This is a genomic window from Mesorhizobium sp. M8A.F.Ca.ET.057.01.1.1, from assembly GCF_003952565.1.
In the GTDB taxonomy this organism is placed as follows: domain Bacteria; phylum Pseudomonadota; class Alphaproteobacteria; order Rhizobiales; family Rhizobiaceae; genus Mesorhizobium.
Genome location: NZ_CP034454.1, coordinates 2147451 through 2168605, shown reverse-complemented (window position 1 = coordinate 2168605; position 21155 = coordinate 2147451). Strand labels below are relative to the sequence as shown.

General features: G+C 64.9%; 20 protein-coding genes and 1 pseudogene. 8 read left to right on the top strand and 13 right to left on the bottom strand.

From position 1 onward, the window contains the following. Nucleotides 1–169 precede the first annotated feature (169 nt). Nucleotides 170–862: a glutathione S-transferase family protein gene (locus tag EJ077_RS09940; RefSeq protein WP_208701590.1), complete on the bottom strand. Its 693-nt coding sequence runs from the start codon at nt 860–862 to the stop codon at nt 170–172. A 197-nt stretch (nt 863–1059) separates the two neighbouring features. On the opposite strand from EJ077_RS09940, the pseudogene EJ077_RS09935 reads away from it, so the two are divergent. Together EJ077_RS09935 and EJ077_RS09930 are read left to right on the top strand one after the other, a co-directional pair. Continuing rightward, nucleotides 1060–1367 (top strand): annotated as a pseudogene (locus tag EJ077_RS09935) (hypothetical protein). A 128-nt stretch (nt 1368–1495) separates the two neighbouring features. Further along, a complete protein-coding gene (locus EJ077_RS09930; RefSeq protein ID WP_208701588.1) occupies nt 1496–1867 on the top strand; it encodes an endonuclease domain-containing protein in 372 nt (123 codons plus the stop codon). A gap of 82 nt (nt 1868–1949) precedes the next feature. On the opposite strand, the gene EJ077_RS09925 is transcribed toward EJ077_RS09930, so the two are convergent. The 3 genes from EJ077_RS09925 to EJ077_RS09915 form a co-directional block, all read right to left on the bottom strand. Continuing rightward, nucleotides 1950–2780, bottom strand: coding sequence for an aldo/keto reductase (locus tag EJ077_RS09925; RefSeq protein ID WP_208701586.1), 831 nt, complete (start codon nt 2778–2780; stop codon nt 1950–1952). 102 nt (nt 2781–2882) lie between these two features. Continuing rightward, the gene (locus tag EJ077_RS09920) at nt 2883–3515 is read right to left on the bottom strand and encodes a DUF5074 domain-containing protein (RefSeq protein ID WP_208701585.1); all 633 of its coding nucleotides are present in this window, start codon (nt 3513–3515) and stop codon (nt 2883–2885) included. A 36-nt stretch (nt 3516–3551) separates the two neighbouring features. Continuing rightward, on the bottom strand, nt 3552–4772 hold the full coding sequence (locus EJ077_RS09915) for a helix-turn-helix domain-containing protein (protein WP_208701583.1): 1221 nt from the start codon (nt 4770–4772) through the stop codon (nt 3552–3554). Between the two features lie 289 nt (nt 4773–5061). Between EJ077_RS09915 and EJ077_RS09910 the strand changes: the two genes are divergently transcribed. Further along, on the top strand, nt 5062–5805 hold the full coding sequence (locus tag EJ077_RS09910) for a DUF899 domain-containing protein (RefSeq protein WP_208701581.1): 744 nt from the start codon (nt 5062–5064) through the stop codon (nt 5803–5805). A 100-nt stretch (nt 5806–5905) separates the two neighbouring features. Beyond that, nucleotides 5906–6163 carry a hypothetical protein gene (locus EJ077_RS09905; protein WP_208701579.1) on the top strand — a complete coding sequence of 86 codons (258 nt, stop codon included), beginning with the start codon at nt 5906–5908 and terminating at the stop codon, nt 6161–6163. Between the two features lie 55 nt (nt 6164–6218). Here EJ077_RS09905 and EJ077_RS09900 read toward each other — a convergent pair whose 3' ends face one another. The 5 genes from EJ077_RS09900 to EJ077_RS09880 all read right to left on the bottom strand — a co-directional run bounded on the left by EJ077_RS09900 (nt 6219) and on the right by EJ077_RS09880 (nt 12597). Further along, a complete protein-coding gene (locus EJ077_RS09900) occupies nt 6219–8006 on the bottom strand; it encodes an ABC transporter ATP-binding protein (protein WP_208702961.1) in 1788 nt (595 codons plus the stop codon). Nucleotides 8007–8012: 6 nt separating this feature from the next. Continuing rightward, complete coding sequence (locus tag EJ077_RS09895) at nt 8013–9041, bottom strand: glycosyltransferase family 2 protein (RefSeq protein ID WP_208701577.1); 1029 nt, start codon at nt 9039–9041, stop codon at nt 8013–8015. Nucleotides 9042–9049: 8 nt separating this feature from the next. Next, the gene (locus EJ077_RS09890; RefSeq protein ID WP_208701575.1) at nt 9050–10153 is read right to left on the bottom strand and encodes a glycosyltransferase family 2 protein; all 1104 of its coding nucleotides are present in this window, start codon (nt 10151–10153) and stop codon (nt 9050–9052) included. 2 nt (nt 10154–10155) lie between these two features. Beyond that, the gene (locus tag EJ077_RS09885) at nt 10156–11352 is read right to left on the bottom strand and encodes an acyltransferase family protein (RefSeq protein WP_208701573.1); all 1197 of its coding nucleotides are present in this window, start codon (nt 11350–11352) and stop codon (nt 10156–10158) included. Nucleotides 11353–11979: 627 nt separating this feature from the next. Next, a complete protein-coding gene (locus EJ077_RS09880) occupies nt 11980–12597 on the bottom strand; it encodes a TetR/AcrR family transcriptional regulator (RefSeq protein WP_208701571.1) in 618 nt (205 codons plus the stop codon). 251 nt (nt 12598–12848) lie between these two features. Here EJ077_RS09880 and EJ077_RS09875 point away from each other — a divergent pair, with 251 nt between their 5' ends. The 3 genes from EJ077_RS09875 to EJ077_RS09865 are packed head-to-tail and all read left to right on the top strand — an operon-like array spanning nt 12849 to nt 16617. Beyond that, nucleotides 12849–13331 carry a (2Fe-2S)-binding protein gene (locus EJ077_RS09875; protein WP_208701569.1) on the top strand — a complete coding sequence of 161 codons (483 nt, stop codon included), beginning with the start codon at nt 12849–12851 and terminating at the stop codon, nt 13329–13331. Then, on the top strand, nt 13328–14311 hold the full coding sequence (locus EJ077_RS09870) for an FAD binding domain-containing protein (RefSeq protein ID WP_208701567.1): 984 nt from the start codon (nt 13328–13330) through the stop codon (nt 14309–14311). The genes EJ077_RS09875 and EJ077_RS09870 overlap by 4 nt, the downstream gene beginning before the upstream one ends. Next, nucleotides 14308–16617: a xanthine dehydrogenase family protein molybdopterin-binding subunit gene (locus EJ077_RS09865; protein WP_208701565.1), complete on the top strand. Its 2310-nt coding sequence runs from the start codon at nt 14308–14310 to the stop codon at nt 16615–16617. The genes EJ077_RS09870 and EJ077_RS09865 overlap by 4 nt, the downstream gene beginning before the upstream one ends. 163 nt (nt 16618–16780) lie before the next feature. Here EJ077_RS09865 and EJ077_RS09860 read toward each other — a convergent pair whose 3' ends face one another. Together EJ077_RS09860 and EJ077_RS32000 are read right to left on the bottom strand one after the other, a co-directional pair. Next, nucleotides 16781–17482 (bottom strand): zinc-dependent alcohol dehydrogenase family protein, encoded by a 702-nt coding sequence (locus EJ077_RS09860; RefSeq protein WP_245458700.1) that lies wholly within the window; start codon nt 17480–17482, stop codon nt 16781–16783. 5 nt (nt 17483–17487) lie between these two features. Then, on the bottom strand, nt 17488–17790 hold the full coding sequence (locus EJ077_RS32000) for an alcohol dehydrogenase catalytic domain-containing protein (RefSeq protein ID WP_245458699.1): 303 nt from the start codon (nt 17788–17790) through the stop codon (nt 17488–17490). A 97-nt stretch (nt 17791–17887) separates the two neighbouring features. On the opposite strand from EJ077_RS32000, the gene EJ077_RS09855 reads away from it, so the two are divergent. After that, nucleotides 17888–18817, top strand: a complete 930-nt coding sequence (locus tag EJ077_RS09855) for a LysR family transcriptional regulator (RefSeq protein ID WP_208701563.1) — start codon at nt 17888–17890, stop codon at nt 18815–18817. 156 nt (nt 18818–18973) lie between these two features. On the opposite strand, the gene EJ077_RS09850 is transcribed toward EJ077_RS09855, so the two are convergent. Together EJ077_RS09850 and EJ077_RS09845 are read right to left on the bottom strand one after the other, a co-directional pair. Further along, nucleotides 18974–19735, bottom strand: a complete 762-nt coding sequence (locus EJ077_RS09850) for a slipin family protein (RefSeq protein ID WP_208701562.1) — start codon at nt 19733–19735, stop codon at nt 18974–18976. Next, the gene (locus EJ077_RS09845) at nt 19732–21117 is read right to left on the bottom strand and encodes an NfeD family protein (protein WP_208701560.1); all 1386 of its coding nucleotides are present in this window, start codon (nt 21115–21117) and stop codon (nt 19732–19734) included. The genes EJ077_RS09850 and EJ077_RS09845 overlap by 4 nt, the downstream gene beginning before the upstream one ends. Nucleotides 21118–21155 lie beyond the last annotated feature (38 nt).

Here is a 21155-nt window from a genome sequence, read left to right as displayed (position 1 = left end):
TGTGGATAGTAACCCTCTGTTCACCATGGGCCGGCGTTCCGATTGCGGGCACCAGGCATCCGCCTAACCTGACCCTGCATGGTGCCCCAACGTGATGCACCCAACGCCCCAAATGGCGGCCGGCGTCTTCAAGTTCCTCTGTGTATGCGCCGGTCGTCAGTTCTGTCCGTCACCTCATCGCATCCTGCGGTGGCACCGGCGGCAAGTGCGGTGCGGCCAGTCCCTTGAAGGGATCGCGCCAGGCTTCGACGGCTTCGAGCCGGCTGTACCAGCGGGCAAGAGCGGGATAATCACCGAGCGGCAGCCCGGCGACGTCGTTGAACGGCAGGAACGTCGCCATGCGGAAGTCGGCATAGGAGACCGAGTTGCCGACCAGCCATTGCCTGCCGACAAGCGTTGCCTCCAGGATCGCCGCCGTCGCTTGAAAAAGCTTCAGCCCCTCCTCGACCAACTGATGATCGATTGGGCCCAGCCCATAGCGCTGCTTGGTGCCGCGCTCGAAATGCACCATGTCGCAGGCCCGCGCGAAATTCTCCTTGCCCCAACTCAGCCAGCGGATCATGTCGGGCTCATCCTCACCGCTGCGCCAGAAATCCGAACACATGTCGCGCGACAACCGGCAGGCAATGGCGTCGGCCTCCCACAGGCTGCCGCCGGGCCACACAAGTATGGGCAGGGAAAGATTGGGATTGAGCGGCCGGAACCGCTCCGCTTGCCCTGGCGCGAACGGCGATGCGAATTCGAAGGTCAGCCTCGCCCCGAGATGACGCGCCACCGCGACCGCCAGGCGCGGATTGGGATTGCGGCTGAAGAACAGTTTTGTTTCCACCCCAGCCGGCATCGCCTCGACCCTGTCACTCATGAATGCCTCTCCTTGTCCCCGGCGACCATCGTCAGATCAAGGACGGATGCGGCTGGCGCAATCCGACAAATCATACATCCCACGGGAGCGGGCGGAACGAGCAACCCATCGAAACAGGAGGGTCGCGCAAAGTTTGGGTTGACCGTCTCCGATGGCGAGGCGACACTTCATCCCGCAGCAAGGCAGGAGGAAGAACGATGGATGAGCCCGATCGCTGGCGCCACATGTCGAACGCGCCGAAAGACGGCAGCCGGATCCTCGTTACGGTCCGCCCATCCGAACAGGGCCGGCGGAAGTCGACCTTGCCTACTGGTCACGCGCCGATCAATTCGGTGAGGAAGGCTGGCGCGCCTCCGATTCCTCGCCTGGCCGCGTCGTCGAATATGCCGAGCCGGAGCTGAAATGCTGGATGCCGATGCCCTCGGCCAATCTCAGCCGGGGCGCCTCGATGCCGGCGCCCTGGGAAGGCGACGACGCGCAGCAACTGGACGGCTCGGGGATTTAGCGCTCTTCCTCCCCTCTGCGATTGGCGAAATCGCCGAAACCGCCAATCTCCCCCCTCGTGGGGGAGATGTCCGGCAGGACAGAGGGGGGCGCCGTAGAGCGCCAACCTCAATCACAATCGAAACTGCCATGCCTCATACGCCATTGCCGCCACAGAACCGAGCGAATGCTCGATCGATGCGCAAGGTCATGACCGACGCGGAGTTGAAGCTCTGGAATGAACTTCGCGCGCATCGGCTGATGGTGCTTGGCTTTCGAAGACAATTTCCGATTGCCGGCTATATCGCCGACTTTGCGTGCCCGCAGAAGAAGCTCGTCGTCGAACTCGATGGATCGCAGCATGGTGATGCAGATCTTGCAGTGAACGACACTGTCAGGACGAAGCGTCTGGAGCAGGACGGCTGGACCGTGCTCCGGTTTTGGAATGACGATGTCATCCGCGACATCGACAATGTCTGCCAGCATATTGTCATCATGGCGGGTTTGGGTGGTATCGAATGAAAGGCTGGCGGGACAGCGCCCCCCTCTGCCCTGCCGGGCATCTCCCCCACGAGGGGGGAGATTGGCAGCTTCGACGCCAGCTTTAAAACAAGAACGCCGCCGTCGCCGGGTTCGGACCGCCGCGGCCGTCGGCCGAATCCATGCCCGCGATCGTCTTCAGGTCCTGCGCGTCCAGTTCGAAATCGAAGACGTCGAGATTGGCGGCGATACGATCCTGGCGGGCCGACTTCGGGATGACGATCAGCCCTTGCTGAAGATGCCAGCGGATCATGGTCTGAGCGGCGGATTTCCCATGCTTCTTGGCAATGCCTGCAATGGTCGGGTCGCCGAGCAGCTTGCCGCTGCCCAGCGGGCTCCAGCTTTCCGTATGGATGTCGTGTTTGGCATGGAATTCCCTGAGCGCGCGCTGCTGGAAGCGCGGATGCAGTTCCACCTGGTTGACGACGGGAACCACGCCCGTCTCGCCGATGATGCGCTCCAGATGATCAGGATTGAAATTCGAGACGCCGATCGACTTGATGCGGCCGGCCAGCTTCAGCTCGACGAGCGTCTTCCACGCCTCGACATATTTGTCCTGGCTGGGCACCGGCCAGTGGATCAGGAACAGGTCGAGCTGCTCGACGCCGAGCTTCTTCATCGTGTCGTCGAAGGCACGAAGCGCCGCATCGCGCTGGTGGGCGCCGTTGCGCAGCTTCGAGGTGATGAACAGCTCTGCTGCCGGCACGCCGGCCGCGCGGATCGCCTCGCCGACACCTTCCTCGTTCTGATAACCCTCGGCCGTATCGATCAGCCGGTAGCCGGCCCCGATCGCCCAGCCCACCACTTGCGCGGTGATGTCGTGATCGACCTGCCACACGCCAAGGCCAAGCTGGGGAATGGCGGCGCCGTCGTTCAACGTGATCTGTTCGGGCATGGTCTGGTCCTTTTGCGGGGAATGGTCCAGCCTATCTAGGCTCGACATCGCGCAACGGCCAGTCGCCGGGGGAAAATTCGCCGGCGGAAAATCTGTGTCCCTTCACTTCGGCCGGCGCACCGCCCTCACCACGCCGACATTGCCGCCGCCGCAGAACAGGCGCTCGCCACCGTCGGATTCGAGCCCCGAAATGCCCATGCCCGTGGGCATGTCGAGCTTCTCCAGTACCTTGCCCGTCTGCGGGTCGATGCGCCTGAGATCGCTCTCGTCGCCTTCCCAGGTCGCATGCCACATCTCGCCTTCCACCCAGGTTACTCCGGTGACGAAGCGGTTGGATTCGATGGTGCGCAGCACTGCCCCGGTCTCGGGATCGATCTGGTGGATCTTGCGGTCGCGATACTGCCCGACCCAGAGCGTCCCCTCGGCCCAGGTCAGCCCGGAATCGCGGCCGCCTCCAGGCGCTGGAATGGTGGTCAGGATCTCGCCGCTATCCGGGTCGATCTTCAGGATGCGGTCGTTGGTGATCTGGTAGAGATGCCTTCCGTCATAGGCGGTGCCGGCATGCGCCGCGACGTCGATCGTGCGCACAGGCTTGCCGGTTTGCGGATCGAAGGCATTCAGCCTGTCGCCCGAGGCGAACCACACGCTCTTGCCGTCGAAGCTTACGCCGCCCACCGTCTCCACACCGGGAAAGGGTCCGTATTCCTGCAAGATTTCGGCCGCTGAATGTTTCATGCCCTTGCCCTCATAAGATGATGGAATGATCCATTCCTACCCGTTCGGCAGCGGCGCCGGGAGTAACAAGGTGGTCGTGAAACCGGCCACCGGCGGCGTCATCCAGCGGCGCGCCCGGCCATGGCCGAACGACTGCACCTTGCCGGCCTCGGCAAGCGGCTCGAGCGCTCGCTGCACGCTGCGCTGGCCGGTTCCGAGCGCCAGCGCCAGGGCCGAACTCGACCACGCCTCGCCATCGGCGAGCAAAGCGAGCACGGCCGCGTGCCGTTCCTCGATCGGCCGCGCCAGCACCATCACCGCGCGCGCCCGGCGTGGCGCCAGCGTGAAGCCGCGCTTGGTGGCGCTGATATCCGTCAACGTGGCAACCTCGGCGCGCAGCCGCCCGATCTCGACGCGCAGGCGGGCGCGATGCGATTCGTCGGCATGCTTGCCGCCGAAGGCCCGCGCCACGAGGTCCCCCCGCGACACGTCGCCGGGCCAGGCTTCGGCCAGCGTGCGTGCCAGCGAGAACAGCACCGGCCGGCTCGCCAGCGAGATCGTGACACCGCCGCTGCGCACGGCATAGCGGAAGGCATCGACGACCAGATCAGGCGATCCCTGCAACGCCTCGACCTCCTCGAGCAGCAGCGGCCGCTCGCTCCCTTGCTCGATCAGCCGCGCCGCGGGCGTCTCCAGTGCCTGGCTTGCGCTCTCGACCTCCGCGATGAGACCGGGAATGCCGGCCTTGCGGGCGGCATGGCGCGCCCATTCCAACGCCGCGCGCGCCGGCCGGGTCCTGAGCCGCCGCATGGCGATGCCGGCGACGGCCAACTCGTGCGCGGCCCTTGCCGCCGGGGGAAGCGGCGCCGGGTCGAGCCCGGCCAGCACATGTTCGGCCTCGTCGAGGCGGCCGATCAGAAGCAGCCGCCGCACCTTGAGGTGGCCGGCATGCGCAGCGTTCAGCCGGTCGCCGTGCTTTTCCAGCGCCGTGCGGGCCGCGTCGAGCGCCTTGGCCGGCCAGCCGAGATCACGCGAGACCAGCGCGATCTCGGCCTCGGCGACGACGCATCGGGCACGCGCGACGGCCTCTTTCGGGCTGAAGGCGCGCGCGGCCCGCCGCAACAGGAGCTTGGCGCGATCGAAATCGCCGAGTTGCGCCATGGCGATGCCGCGCAGCGCCAGCGCCGGGGCGTCCTCGCGCAGCGCAACGCGGTCAAGCGCGCCGAGCGGATCGCCGGCCGCCAGCGCAAGCGCCGCGGCGGTGATCAGCGAGTCCATTCAAATCCCGTCACACTTGTAACTCCCACCTCGGCGAAGCACCGCCCTACCTTAAGTCAGTACCGTCAACCAGCAAGCCATGCCGGCAGGGACGGCACGCAAGGAGAACCAAAATGCCTGCCTCCACCAATCTCGACCTCGACGCGGCGAATGATACGGCCAAGCACGCCGGACGCCACCCCTGCTGCGCCGGGCCGGAACTCTCGGATCCCGCCGCGCCCGCAACGCCCCGACATCCCCAGGCAACACCACACCGCAACGACGCCACGACTGGCAAAGGAGAAGACCAATGACCATGACGATGAAGACCCCACCGATCGTTTCACGGCAAGACTGGGAAGCCGCTCAAAAAGAGATGTTGGTGAAGGAGAAGGCGACGATGCGCGCCAGGGATGCGCTGTCGGCCGAACGCCGGCGCATGCCGTGGACGGAAGTGGACAAGGCCTATGTTTTCGAAGGCCCCGACGGCAAGGTCAGCCTGCTCGACTTGTTCGAAGGCCGCCGCCAGTTGATCGTCTACCGCGCCTTCTTCGAGCCCGGCGTCTATGGCTGGCCCGATCACGCTTGCCGCGGCTGCTCGCTCGGCGCCGACCAGGTCGGTCACCTCGCCCATCTCAACGCCCGCAACACCACGCTCGCCTACGCTTCGCGCGCCCCACAGGCCGACATTGCGCGGCTGAAGCAGCGGATGGGCTGGGAGATGCCCTGGTACACCATCACCGACAGCTTCGACAAAGACTTCGGCGTCGACGAGTGGCACGGCCACAACGTGTTCATTCATGATGGCGACCGCATCTTCCGCACCTATTTCATCAACAACCGCGGCGATGAGGCATTGGGTACCGTCTGGAGCTATCTCGACGTCACCCCGCTCGGCCGCCAGGAGACCTGGGAGGACTCGCCCGAGGGTTATCCGCAGACCCCGCTCTACAGCTGGTGGAACTGGCACGACAATTACGAAGCTGGGGCCGACAAGAAATGGGCCGAGGTATCCGCCGCCGGCGAGGCCGCGTTCCGCGACAAGGGCGAGTAGCGGCGCTTGGCGGGAAGGGTGGCACGCCCCATCCTGCCTGGTTTCCTCTCCCTCGCGGATTGGGGGAGAGGAACCTTGCCAACCATCAAGGGAAAAGACCATGAGCGACATTCATTCTGGCACCGGAAGCGCGACCCCCAAAAACACCGCTACCCCCGGCATCGCCGACTGGCTGTGCCTCGCCGCGGCGCCGACCTTCGCCCTGATGGCGCTGGTCTCCTGTCTTCAGGGCAGTGCCGCCACCATGCTGTGCATGGGCGCCTCACCTCTTACCGGCATGCCGGCAATGTATCTCCTGATGAGCGCCTTCCATCTGACGCCCTGGCTGCGGGTGGTTTCCGGCCGGCGGGCCCGGTAGCGGCCGCCATCCTGCAACCCGACACAGGCCGGAGAGAGACAGGCCTCGGACCCTGTCAGAGGGTCGGTTCATGCTGGTAAAGCTCATCCATGCTGAGCGACGCCAAGGCCGCGAAAGGGGCCTGCTTCTTCACACGGCCGCCGCTCAGGATCACCACGTCGTCGCAGAACGAGATGGTGCTGTGGTGATGGCTGATCACGAGGGTCGTGCGGCGGCCGGCTCTCGACTTCAACGTCTCGACGATCGCCGCTTCCGACAGTCCGTCCACGGCATTCGTGGCTTCGTCCAGGATGAGGAGATCGGGATCGCGCACCAGTGCCCTCGCCAAGGCGATCCGCTGCCTTTGTCCCGCTGACAGATTGACACCCCTGTAGCCGACGACGGTGTTGTAGCCCTGCGGCAGATGTTCAATGAATTCATGCGCTTCGGCCAGTCTCGCGGCATGCTCGGCATCGCCGCTCGTGGCCCCGTCCTGGCCGTAGGTTATATTCTCGAAAATGGTGCCGTCCACCAGTTCCAGCTCCTGGCTGGCAAGCGCGACGTGCCTTCGCCACTGGCTGGGGTCGATCTGGTCGAGCGGCGACCCATCGACAAAAATCCCACCGGAGCTCGGCTCGACAAAGCGGCACAGAAGATTGACGATCGTCGTCTTGCCCGCGCCCGACCGGCCGATGAGCGCCGTCGAGCGGCCGCTTCGGATATCGAAAGTCGCCGAATGCAGCGCCGCCGCGCGTGCGTCCGCGCCGGAATAAGTAAATGCCACGTCGTCGAAACTGATCCCTTGCCGCAGACCGTGGAATGGCCCGTCGCCTTGCGGAGGCTTGGGCTTGTCCGCCGGATCCAGCATCCAATCGACCTCTTCGAGCGACCCGCTCAAGCCTTGCAGCTGGCTCCACGACATTTGCAAAGCCCGCATATGCGGCTGTAGCCGGTAGAGCAGGATGACGAATGCGACGATCAGCGGGAAGCTCACATCGGCGAACCATGCGCCGATCACCACCGCAAGGAACAGCATCGCATGGAGAACCTCGGTCAGCGGCGGCAATGCCCCCTGCCGGGTAAGCAGCACGAAAGCAGCCCGGCGAACCGCGTCCGATGCCTGGTCGAACACCACCTGCTCGCGGCTCTCCTGTCCGAAGATACGGATCAGGCGCCCAGCATGGACAAGGTGGAGCATCTGCGATGCGAGATCGCTGTTGCGGGAGGCGACGCTGCGGCTGGGCGCTTTCAGATTGGCCGAGAGAACGGCGTGGACGACCTGGACGAGAGCCAGGCCCAATGTGACCAACAGTGTCATCTGCCACGACAGCAGGAGCAGAAATGCCAGCAGGATGATGGCCGCCGATGCGCTGACGATGGCCGACAGCATGATCTGGATCGCATCCGATGCCCGCCAGGATTCGTTCGAGATGATGTTGAGCAGCCGTCCGGGACTTTGCTGCAGGAAGAATGGGTAACCTATCCTGAGGAGCTGCTCCGACAGCGCGCTGCGGATCGAATGGCTTGCCTTGCCGTAAATGAAGGTGGTCAGCAGCGTGTTCGCGAATGCGAAAACGTTCTTCAGCACGATCGAGCCGAGGATCGCGACCGAAATGACGATCAGCCGGTCGCGCTCGTCCAGACCCGATCCGAAATACTGAAAGACGGCGGAGAAGCCGGCCATTCCGGCCGCATCCGCGTGTCCCATGATTATGCCCAGCAAGGGGATGATCAAGCCTATGCCGAACCCTTCGAGGGCGGCGCCGACAAGACCAAGAACCACCACGGAAGGAAGCAGTCGCAACTGCTTCCTTCCGAGCGCGCGGCCCAGCATCGGCAAGCTTGGCGGCAAAAATCGCATTATGGCCTGTCACCTCGCCTGGGCATCTGCCTGCCGATCCTGCGGCACTTGCACTTCTTCCGGCCATCTCGCCAGCAAAAGAAGCGCAAATCTGGCCGCGCCGGTCAGATTCATGATGACGATCGGCCAATGCGACAGCTGGAGTTCGCGGTCGAACCGGGGACCACCCGCCAACTCCCGCAAAGCCCCTCTCGTGGCCCAATAGAAATGGCGAAGCAGCCAGGGCGCATGGCGGGCATGTTTCAGGCAAAGGGCGCCATTGCCGAAGCTGTAGTCGCGGTGGAGCTTTTCGATCGATTTACGGTCTCGCCGGCCATGATGATGGAAAACTGTCATATCGGGCACATATTCGACCGGAATGCCGAGCAGCATCGCTCGAACAAGGTAATCCGTATCTTCCGCTGACCGCAGCGGGCCGCCGGCGCCGAACCGTTCGTCGAAATGACCGATACGGGCCGCGACATCGCGGTGCATCACCATGTTGCAGCCAAGCACGAAACCGCCCGGATGAACATCGGGGGTGAGCCGCTCGCGCACCCGCGAGCGCTTGATCGTGAACGGCAAATCCCGGGGATCGCCGAGTTCGACGCAGCCGCCACGGATGAGCCATTGTTCGCCGGAAGCATAGTGCCGTTCAAGATCGCGGAGATAATCGCCATCGACCTCGCAATCATCATCGACGAAGACCAGCACGCGGCCGCGCGCGCGCGCCACTCCGGCGTTGCGGGCGGCGGCCAATCCGGGGCGCGGCTCGCGCACGGTTGTGAACGGGATATCGGATATTTCGGCGATGCCGGCCAGGCGCTCCGGCGTGCGGTCGACCGAACCATTGTCGACAACCACCAGTTCGGCCGCGAAAGCGGCATGGGCGCGGCACGCGCTTTGGACCGACCTGATGCAAGCCTCGAGCACGGCGACACGGTTGCGCGTGCATATGATGAAGCTGACCGCCGGCGGCGATCGCTCGGGCCGGGAATCGACGGGGACAAGCTCCGTCTGGCGATTGCGCTGCGTGGGTGGGCGGGCTTTGACGATCATCCCTGCCGCTAGCTCAACTGATGGGACGCCAGGACCGCCGCCGCAGGCGCGGATTTCAGGTACCGCGCCACGGCGTCCGCCTGACGGCCGGCCGACATCGAGACAAGACTGAACCATGGCGCGTAGGCGCCGAGACGCAACGCGTACTTTTCGCGGCGCCGAATGAAATTCCATTTCGCGGTCCGCGTCAGGAATTCGTGCGTCAGCGGAGGTTGCATTTCGTCGCCTATGAGTTGGTAGAGGAAATAGAACAGGTTCAACGCGCCGGCCGCAAAGCTCGGCCGCGTTTCCGTCGGCAGCGCGGAGATCCTCGCCTCGAGTGCAAGAATGAACGCCGCGGCCCGGCGAACCGTGTCGGTCGAAACGGCCTCGCCGATATCGCGCAGATCGCGTGTGTCCTGTGCCAGGCCTTCCCGCTCGAGGTTCTCGGCCACGATCGTCAGATGTGTCCGGCGCATCTCCTTCCTGTGCCTGCTCGTTACGCTCCCGTCATGGATACGGTAGACGATCAGGTTTTCGGGGATCATCGCCGCCGGATAACGATCGGCAAGCCGCCTGAAGAGGTCGAAATCCTCGGCGTGTTTGTATTTTGGGTCGTAGAATAGAACGTCGTCTTTTATGACTTTCCGGTTGTATACAACCGTGGAATGCATGAATATCGTGAAGAACATCGACAATATGCGGAGCTGGCCGAACCGGAATACCGGATCGGGTGTACCCTTGGCGACGCGGTTGCGAAGCAAGGTATCGAAACCGGCGCCACACAGACCGAGATCGGGCTGCCGGTCGAACAGCGCCACCTGGCGCGACAGGCGTGACGGATAGGCAATATCGTCCGCGTCCATCCTGGCGACAAGGTCACCCCGAGCGACAGCCAGCCCCTCGTTGAGGGTTGCGATAAGCCCCCGGTTTTCCCGGGAGATGATGGAGATCCGGTTGTCGGCCTGCCGGTGCCGCTGCAGGATTTGCAGGGAGTTGTCCGTCGAGCCGTCGTCGATCGCAATGACCTCCAGGCGATCGTGGTCCTGCCGCAGGATGCTGCCGAGCGCGGTGCTGAGATAGGGTCCCGCGTTGTAGACTGGCAGCAGAACGGACACCAGGGGAGCGGCCATGGTCAGCTCCGATCCGTTCGTTGTAGATCGCCTGCCGCCTCGCGGCCGTCGAGCAATCCACCGGGATAAGCCCCTGCCGCGCCTCTGGGCCATCCGGCGTCGGTCGTGTCGGCGCGTGCCCGGATGCGCGTGCCTGCTCCGGCCGCAACATAGGGAAAGTAGCGCTTGAGGCTGTTGAGCGGCTTTTCGAAAACCAGCCACGATACCGAGGCCAGGATGAGGGTGGCCGTTCCTGCAACCAGGAACCGACCCGCCCCCTGCTCCGAGACGTTGATGGGGATCCACGGCTGGGACTTGACGGCCAACGACAGGAGTATGGGGTGGTACAGATAAACGCCATAGCTGACGCGGCCAAGGGCGGTGAGCGGCGGCAGTTCGAGGAGCCAGCCGCGGTACCCGCGATGGCCTCGAGAGCAACTCGCGACGATCATCACGAGAGGCCCGAGCGGGAGGACTTGCGACAGCAGCCAGCGGGCCCATTCCTGGACAGTGTCCGGCGGCGCCGGAGCAAACCACTGCAGGGCGAAAAACGCGACCGCGAACGCCGGCCAGCCAAGCCGTAGCCACTGTGGCAAGACCGTAGCCCTGGTTCGGTAGACGGCAAGCCACGCACCCGACGCGAGCGCGTCCATGGACGCCGGCGGAAGCAGATCGCGCGCGAGCGCGGGGGTGCCAGTGATCGGCCAGTAAAAGCGATACGACAATGACAGCACAATGACGCCGATGCAGATCGCCTCGAGGCGCCGGCGTGGCGCCAGCAAGACGACCAGCGGCCAGGCGATATAGAACTGCTCCTCGATGCTCAGGCTCCAGAAATGGCAGAGCAGCCAGGGCGACCAATCGTTGCGCAGCGCGTACCAGAAATTCGACAGGTAAAGCGCATGCCAGATCAGCGATCCCCTGGAATGCTCCAGGTCAACCATCCAGACGACGCCCAGCACGGCGAAATAGGGCGGGAATATTCGCAATGCCCGCCTGATGTAGAAGGATCTCAGCGCGGGCGCGGCTTCAAATTCAGCCGCCGAACGCGCTTCCAGGAGAAGGCGCGTGATGAGAAAGCCGCTCAGCACGAAGAACAGCCGCACGCCGATGTGGCCCCAGAAAGAAGAGCCTCCCGCCGCGAAGAAATGGGAATACAGCACCATCGTGACGGCGATGGCCCTCAATCCGTCCAGCTGGGTATCGCGAGAGTTTCCCATCAGCCGCTTCCGCCGGCGGAACATCTCCGATGAGGCTGGCGGCTTATCATCACGGATTCCCGGCCTCGAGAGTCAAAAGAGTGGTTCGCAACGGACGATCCGCGTCCTTGCCGCCGCTCATGTTCGCCAAGGCGCCGACAGTGCCAAATCCGCGCTCCACGAGCCCGCCCGGGACGGGTCCGATATCCGACGTCTGCCAGCGGAAAGCTCAAGTTGGTCAACTTGACGGAACCCTTCGCCGCGCGTTTCCAGTTGGCCAATGAGTGCTTCCACGCAATGGTGCGGCGCAACACAAAAGATTTACCGTACTGAAATAGTTTTGTGATTGGAGGGCTAGGAAATGACTACAAACCGCCCTGATTTTGCCGCTAAGGCCAAAATGGCCGTTAATCGTGCGAAGCGAATGAGGTTGTCCGGGTAAAACAACACATATTTCCGGTTGCATCCGGGAAGAAACATCCAAATTTCCCTTTAAATCATGGAAAATTATATTTTAAATATGCGATTTATAACAAATTAGACGCAGAGAATTATATGAAATAATTAGTCTTTTGCAGCGCAGCATAACCGATCACCGTTCGGGATCGAAAGCCGGACTGGCGCGTCTGGTGTAGTCCAGGCGCCTCTTCATCCCGCCTTTACAGCTCCGAACCGCAACCCATCCATCAACAGCTTGACCAGCCGGCGCGAGCGGTCGCGCCACTCAGCTGTGTCGGGCGCCGAATAGATGCCGCCCAGCGCGTGCAGCACGTCGGAGGCATCGACGTCGTCGCGGATGGTGCCGTCGGCGACCGCCGCATCCACCAGTTGCCGCAAGGCCTGGGAAACCTTGCCCGACGTGTCGGAAAACAGCGTCGAATTGGTGGTAAGAAGGATCCGCAGGCTGGTCGCCAGGCCGCGCTTGGTGGCGATATAGTCGACGAAGCGGCGCATCCATTCTTCCAGCGCGACATCCGAAGGATGCTTTGCCGCAAGCTCGCCGGCCGCCGCGCACAACCCCTCCACTTCGCGGCGGTAGACCACTTCGACCAGATGCTCGCGCGTCGGGAAATGCCGGTAGAGCGTGCCGATGCCGACACCGGCGCGGCGCGCGATCTCCTCCAGCGAGGCATCGATGCCGCGCTCGGCGAAGACCGATGCCGCCACCTCGACCAGCCGGTCGCGGTTGCGTTGCGCATCCGCGCGCAGTGGCTTGTCGGCGCCGGCGGATTTTTGGTCGACAGTTGTGACGGGCTCAAAAGCCAATTTTTTCTCCACCAGGGATATGGGGGCTTGAACCATGCCTGGCCAGCCCCCACGTAAATAAACGGAGGCGCCTCCGTTTTAGTGGAGCACCTTTATCATATAATCAGGGAGCCCGGTATGTCACGTCTTTCAAAGCCGCAAGCTGTCAGCTTACTCACCCGCGGCGGATTGGCTGTGGCCTGACCTTGCCCCTCCCTTTCAAAGCGCCAGATCATTCCCCTCAGCGTCAAGCAACTGGAGCCAGACGCCTCATGACCAGCAAGACCACAATCCCTGTCCATCTCGATATCAACGGACGGCATCACGAGTTGCAGCTCGAACCGCGTGTCACGCTGCTCGATGCCTTGCGTGACAGGCTCGGCCTGACCGGCACCAAGAAGGGCTGCGACCACGGCCAGTGCGGTGCCTGCACCGTCCATGTCGACGGCGAGCGCGTGCTGGCCTGCCTGACGCTGGCAGCCCAGGCCGAAGGCCGCACCATCACCACCATAGAGGGGCTTGCACGGGAGGGCGAACTGCATCCCGTGCAGGCTGCCTTCCTCGAACAGGACGCCTTCCAATGCGGCTATTGCACATCAGGCCAGATCATGTCGGCGGTGGCCTGCATCCGCGAGGGCCATGCCGGATCGGATGAGGAGATCCGCGAATACATGGCCGGCAATCTCTGCCGCTGCGGCGCTTATCCGCACATCGTCGCTGCCGTGCGCCAGGCAGCGCTGGAGGCCGCGTCATGAGGGATTTTTCCTATCTTCGCGCCACCTCGTCCGACGCCGCCCGCCAGGCGGCCGCGCTCCCCGGCGCCATGCTGCTCGCCGGCGGCACGACGCTGATCGACCTCGCCAAATGCGGCGTCGCCGAACCAGACACGCTGGTCGACATCACCCATCTCGTGGGGCTGGACCGGATCGAGATCGACGAACGCGGCGCCATCATCGGCGCGCTCGCCAGGATGGGCCATGTCGCCGACCACGCGGACATCAAGAGCCGCTTCCCCGCCATCTCTGAGGCGCTGTGGCAAGCGGCTTCGGCGCAGATCCGCAACATGGCGACCATCGGCGGCAATCTGATGCAGCGCACGCGCTGTCCCTATTTCCGCGATCCCTCGAACTTTGCCGCTTGCAACAAGCGCGAACCGGGCAGCGGCTGTTCGGCGATCGGAGGCGTTACCAAGGGCCATGCCGTGCTTGGCACCAGCGAGGCCTGCATCGCCATGTATCCCGGCGACCTCGCCACGGCGCTGGTCGCTTTCGATGCGGTCGTTCATCTCGGCGATCGGCGCATCCTCGTCGATGACTTTTTCCTGCTGCCCGGCACGACGCCGGACAAGGAGCACGCGATCGAGCCGGGCGAAATGATCACCGCCATCGAAATCCCCTCTTCCGCGGCCGTCCGGCGTTCGACCTATCTGAAGGTCCGCGACCGGCAGTCCTACGAGTTCGCCGCCGCCAGTGCCGCCGTCGGGCTCGAACTGGAAGCTGACGGACGCACCATCCGCGACCTGCGTGTGGCGCTCGGTGGCGTCGCCACCAAACCCTGGCGGGCAAGGGCCGTGGAAGAAGTCTTGAAAGGCAAGGTGCTGGAGCCGGAAGCTGTTCGCGCCGCCAGCCTGCTCGCCGTCGAAGGCGCTGTCGACCATGGCGCCAACCACTACAAGATCGAGCTCGCGCCGCGCGTCGTCGCACGGGCTATTCTCAAGATGGGAGAAACGGCATGACCGTTCACAACATCCGAGTTGGTGAATCGAAACGGGGCGATGCGTCCGACGGCGGCGCGGACGCGGTCGGCGGCCGGTTGTCGCGCGTCGATGGCCCGGCCAAGATCACGGGTGCGGCCAAATACGCCGTCGAGCAGCAGCTCGAAGGGCTCGCCTATGCCGTGCTGGTCGAAAGCACCATCGCATCCGGCAAGGTGCGCGCCATCGACAGCAAGGCGGCCGAGGCGGCGCCGGGCGTACTCAAGGTGCTGACGCCAGACACCATCATCAGCCTGAAAACCGCCTCGGACTGGTTCGGCACGCCGCCGCCCGACAAACCCTACTGCCCGCTGGCGCGCGACATCACCTTCTCTGGCCAGCATGTCGCCGCCGTCGTCGCCGAGACCTTCGAGCAGGCCGTGGCCGCCGCGGCGATGGTCAAGGTCAGCTACGACGAGACGCCTTCCATCGTCGACCTCAGCGACGGCAAGGCCGGCGACGGCATTACGATCGACGCCATGACCAAGGAATGGGGCGACGCGTCCGCCGCCTTCGCCTCCGCCCCGGTGCGAATCTGCGCCGCCTACAACACACCGCGCGAATACCAGGCGCCGATGGAGCCGCATGGCCTGATCGCCCGCTGGGAGGGCGACCATCTCACCGTGTGGGAACCGAGCCAGTGGCTGGACGGCATGGCGCGCACCTATGCCGAATGGTTCGCCGTGCCGTTCGAGAATGTACGGCTGGTGTCGCCCTATGTCGGTGGCGGCTTCGGCTCCAAGGCGCTGGCGCTGAGCCATGGCGCGGTGGCCGCAAGTGCCGCCAAAATGCTTGGCCGGCCGGTGCGGCTGGTGATGACGCGGGCGCAGACCTTCACCGGCTATGGCGGCCGCGCCGCGACCCGCCAGACGGTGACGATCGGCGCCGACCATGACGGCATGATTCAGTCGATCGTGCATCGCGGCGTCAACGAAACATCCATCGACGGCATGTGGGTCGAGCCGCTGGGCTCGGTCACCTCGATCATGTACGCGACGCCGAACTTCTCCTCCAGGCAGAATGTCGTGCGGGTGAATTCGGTGGTGCCGGGCGCCATGCGCGCGCCGGGCGAAAACCCGTCGGCCTTCGGCATCGAGAGCGCCATCGACGAACTCGCCTACGAGGTCGGCATCGATCCGCTGGAGATCCGGCTGCGCAACTACGCCGAGCAGGATCCGCATGCCAAAAAAGCCTGGTCGACCAGGCAGTTGCGCGAGGCGTTTGCGGCAGGCGCCGAGCGCTTCGGCTGGGCCAGGCGCACGCCCGAGCCACGCTCGATGCGCGACGGCAACCATCTGATCGGCTGGGGCGTGGCCGCCGGCACCTATCCGGTGCGGCGCGCCTATGGCGAGGCGGTCGTGCGCATCCTGGCCGACGGCTCGGTTGAGGTCGAGAGCTCCTCGATCGACATGGGCCAGGGCACCTACACCATCCTGGCGCAGACCGCCGCCGAGACGGTTGGCGTGTCCGCCGACGACGTCGTGGTGAAACTGGGCGACTCCCGCTTTGCCCGTGCCGGCGTCTCCGGCGGCTCACGGCTGGCCGGCGTGATGACCGGCGCGGTCTACAAGGCGGCGACCTCGGCGCTCGACCAACTGATCGGTCTGGCGATCAGTGATCCACGCTCGCCCTTCAACGCGCTGCAGGCCAACACTCTGGTCGTCGCCAAAGGCCGCATCACCGCGCCACGCGGCGATGGCCCCGATGTCTCGATCGCCGAACTGCTCAAAAGCGTCGGCCGCGACCGCATCGAGGCGACGGGCGACACCATGCCGGCCAATTCGACCGCCGAAGACCGCTACAAGAACTACACCACCATCGCCATGGCGCTGCCGCACACCGAGGGCGACTATTCCCGCCACTCCTGGTGCGCGCATTTCGTCGAGGTGCGGGTCGACGAGGATTTCGGCACGGTGCGCGTGTCGCGCGTGGTCTCGGCGCTGGATTCGGGCCGGCTCTACAATCCGAAGCTGGCCGAAAGCCAATGGAAGGGCGGCATCATCATGGGCATCGGCCAGGCGCTGCTCGAAGAAGGCATCGTCGACCGCCGCCACGGCCGCATCGTCAACAACAACCTCGCGGACTATCTCGTCCCCACCAATGCCGACATCCCCGACATCGAGGTGATTTCGGTCGGCATCCCCGACCTGCATTCCTCGGTGCTCGGCGGCAAGGGCGTCGGCGAACTGGCGATCGTCGGCATGGCGCCGGCCATTGCCAACGCGGTGTTCCACGCGACGGGAAAGCGGATCAGGGATCTGCCGATCACGCTGGAGAAGCTGATCTGAGCGCGTAATCTCCCCCTTGAGGGGGAGATGTCGCCGAAGGCGACAGAGGGGGTCGTCTCGCGTGAAGCGCTAACCTCCGATCGTCGCAAGAAAGTCGCGCCCAGTCGAACCGACCCCCTCTGGCCTGCCGGCCATCTCCCCCTCGAGGGGAAGATCACTTTCCCTACCATTCCAATGCGAACGCCAGCTTGCCGAAATGCAGGCCGCCGGCAGCCATGTGGGTGTAGGCTTCGGTCGCTTGATCGGGTGAAAACACCTTGTCGACCACCGGCTCGATCCGGGCCGCGCCGATGGCCCGGGCGGCGTCGAAAAGATCGGACACCGATCCGGTGTTGTTGCCGACCACCTTCAACGCCTTGATGATGATCGGCAGCAGGTTGATCGTGGCTTCGGCACCGGTGACGAAGCCGATGGTGAACAGCGTGCCACCGGGCGCGGTGGCGTTGACGGCGCGGGCGAAGGTGGCGGTGCCGCCGGTCTCGACGACAAGATCGGCGCCAAGGCCGTCGGTCAGTTCCAGCACCTTGCCGTCCCAGTCTGATGTCGCGCGATAGTTGATGAGATGATCGGCGCCGAGCGCCTTTGCCCGCTCCAGCTTTTCGTCCGACGACGAGGTGATGATGACGGTGGCGCCGGCGGCTTTCGCCAGCTGCAGGGTGAAGATCGAGACGCCGCCAGTGCCAAGCAGCACGACGACCGAGCCCGGACCGACATTGGCGGCGCGAATGGCGTTCCAGGCGGTGGTGCCGGCGATCGGCAGCGTCGACGCCGCCTCGAAGGAGAGATGCGCCGGGACCGGCACCAGCGAATTGGCCGGCAGCGCGACATATTCCGCCAGCGACCCGGGCAGCGAAACACCGCGCATGTGCGTCATCTCGTAAGGCCGCGGCGCCCCCCGATCCAGCGCGGCTTGGCATGCGCGACGACGCGATCGCCGATGGCGAGCCTCGTAACGCCCTCGCCCAGCGCGACGATCTCGCCGGCGCCGTCGGCGACGGGGATGAGCGGGAAGCTCGGTCCGGGATAGTTGCCGCTCGCCACCGCCACATCGACGAAATTGAGGCTCGCCGCACGCTGGCGGATCAGCACCTCGCCGCGCTGCGGTTCGGGGGTTGCAACGGTGGCGGCGCGGAAGGCGTCCAGCCTGGGCTGGCTGAGTTCGATGGCTCTCATGGTTTCACTCCGGTGGAACGATTAATGGATTGAGTGAGCCTATTTGCTGCGTTATCTCTGGATAATCCTCGTTTTCTGCAATTGAGAACTGTGAATAGTGCAGCAATCTTACGAACCCGCGGCCCTTGCCGAGATGGCGGCCTTCGCGGCCATCGCCGAGGCGCGCTCCTTCACCAGGGCGGCGGCGCGAATCGGGCGCGACGCGACCATCCTGTCGCGGCGCCTTCAATCGCTGGAGACGCGGCTGGGGGTGAGGCTGCTCTCGCGCACGACGCGCAGCGTGTCGCTGACCGAAGCGGGCGCTGAATTCCTGGTGCGTGTGCGCGCCATCCTCGCATCCGTCGACGAGGCCGAGGCCGTCGCGTCCGCGCATGCCGGGGGCGGCCCGCGCGGCGTGCTCAGGCTGGCGCTGCCCGGCACGTTCGGACGCATGTGGATCGGGCCGCTGCTGCCTCAATTCCTTGCCGAATTTCCCGATGTCCGCATCGAGGCCGAATTCTCCAATCGCTTCGCCGATCTGGTCGCCGAGAATTTCGATGTCGCCGTGCGGCTCGGCGCGCTGGAGGATTCGCGCCTGGTGGCGCGCAAGGTGGCGACGCGGCGCCGGCTGCTCTGCGCCGCTCCCTCCTATCTCGCCCGCAGGGGCCGGCCGGACACACCGCAAGCGCTGCTCGACCATTCCTGCCTGGGCTTCTCGGGCTTCCAGACCTTTCCGGCCTGGGAGATGACCGACCGCGAGGGCCGGCGCGCGCGCGTCGAGGTTTCGGGGCCGTTGGTCACCGACGATGCCGAGGTGCTGGTCCAGGCCGCAGTGCAAGGCGTTGGCCTGATGATGAGCACCGACTGGCTGGTCGGCCGCGAACTCGCCGACGGACGGCTGGTGCCCGTGCTGGAGGAGTGGACGCTGGCGGACGAAGGTGCTGTCTATGTCGTCACGCCCTCGGCCAAGGGAAAAGCCGCCAAGACCCGCGCCTTCGCCGACTGGATCGGCAAGCGCTTCGCGCCGGAGCCGCCGTGGCGGCGGTGAAGGGTGCTGGCTCCCCCCTTGAGGGGGAGATGGCCGGCAGGCCAGAGGGGGTCCTCTCGCGTGGAGCGCCGGCCCTCCGCCGGCGATAAGAGGTCGCGTCAGGACGTACGGACCCCCTCTGTCGCCTTCGGCGACATCTCCCCCTCGAGGGGGAGATTACGCGCTCTTCCCGTGCTTCAGGAACTGGCTGAGCAAATCCACCGGCAGAGGGAACACGACGGTGGACGAGCGCTCGCCGGCTATGTCGTGCAAGGCCTCGAAATAGCGCAGCTGCATGGCCTGCGGCTCGGCAGCCAGCATGCGGCCCGCCTCGACCAGTTTCGCCGCCGCCTGCTGTTCGCCTTCGGCATTGATCACCTTGGCGCGCCGCAGCCGCTCGGCCTCGGCCTGCTTGGCGATGGCGCGGACCATGTTCTCGTTGAGGTCGACATGCTTGATCTCGACATTGGACACCTTGATGCCCCACGCATCGGTGCGCTGGTCGAGGATTTCCTGGATGTCGCTGTTGAGCCTGTCGCGCTCGGCCAGCATCTCGTCGAGCTCGTGCTTGCCGAGCACCGATCGCAGCGTGGTCTGCGCCAGCTGGTTGGTGGCGGCCATATAGTCCTCGACCTGAATGACCGCCCGCTCGGCGTCGACGATGCGGAAATAGAGCACGGCGTTGACCTTCACCGAGACGTTGTCGCGCGAAATCACGTCCTGCGGCGGCACGTCCTGAACCACCACGCGCAGGTCGACCTTCACCATCTGCTGGACGAAGGGAACGAGGAGGATGAGGCCAGGCCCCTTGACCCCGGTGAAGCGGCCGAGCGTGAAGACCACGCCGCGCTGATATTCCCGCAGGATGCGGATGGCTGCGGACAGGAAGATAACCACAAGAACCGCAAGCAGCAGGTAGGCCACATAACCGATGTTCATTGCCTTGCTCCATTCCTTCCCGCGTCGCGCCGCCGCACGGTCAGCACGAGATCGCTGATGTCGGTCACCTCGACGCTGTCGCCGGCCGCGACGGGTTCATCGGCCTTCGCCCGCCAGCGCTCGCCCAAGGCCAGCACATGGCCCTCGCCGCCCTGCCAGTCGAGGATCTCGGCCGGCTGGCCGCGCATCGCTTCGCCGCCGACGCGCGGAGGATTCCGGCGCGCCGCCCAGAGATAGGTGCCGCTCAGCAGCGCCAATCCAAGGGTCAGCGCGCCGGCGGGACCGATGATCGCCCATGACAAGGCAAAGCCCGGCCCCTCGACCCGCAGCAGCATGGCGGCACCGAACAGAAAGGCGGCCACGCCGCCGAACCCGAGCACGACGGTGGGATTGAAAGCCTCGATGATGAGGAAAACGACGCCGAGCAGCATCAGGGCAAGCCCGGTATAGTTGATCGGCAGGAGATCGAGCGCATAGAGGCCGAGCAGGAGACAGATGGTGCCGATAACGCCGGGCGCCACGGCCCCCGGGCTGGTGAACTCGAAGACGATGCCATAGACGCCGACCAGCATCAGGATGACGGCGGTGTTCGGATCGGTGATGACGGAAAGCAGCTGGATGAACCAGCCCGGCTCCAGCGTCTCGACCGGCAGTCCCTTCGTCGCCAGCACCACTTTCTTGCCGGCCACATCGACGGTGCGCCCATCGGCCAGCAGCAAGAGCTCGGTGGTATCGCGGGCGACGAAATCGATCACATGCTCCTGCAATGCCGCATTGGCCGACAGGCTCGCCGCTTCGCGCACGGCCTTCTCGCCCCAGTCGCCGTTGCGGCCGCGCAGTTCCCCCAGCGAGCGGATCAGGGCGACGGCGTCATTGGTCACCTTGGCCATCATCGCGTCACCGGCCGGCCGGCCGCCGGCTTCCTTCTGGTCGCCCTGGCCTTTCTGATTGCCCTTCTCGTCGCCCGGAAGCGACGGCAAGCCGCCAATCTCCACCGGCGTCGCCGCACCCAGATTGGTGCCGGGCGCCATGGCAGCGACATGGGTGGCGTAGAGGATATAGGTGCCGGCGCTCGCCGCATGGCCGCCGGCCGGCGCGACATAGCCGATGACAGGCACCGGCGACGCCAAGATATCGGCGATCATCTCGCGCATCGAAGTGACCAGCCCGCCCGGCGTGTCGAGCTGCAGGATGAGGACTGCCGCGTCCCGCCTGGCCGCGGCATCGAGCGCTTCCTTGAGCTGCCTGCTGCTTGCCGGCCCGATGGCGCCGTCAATGGCGACGCTCAACGCCACCCTTTCGCTCCCGGCTGAGGGGAAGGGACAAAGAACAGCCGCGACGACGAAGGCCGCGGCAAGAAGGGCCACCCGCGCGAAGGTCACGCTCAAAGCTCCATGGACTCAATATGGGTTGTATTTTT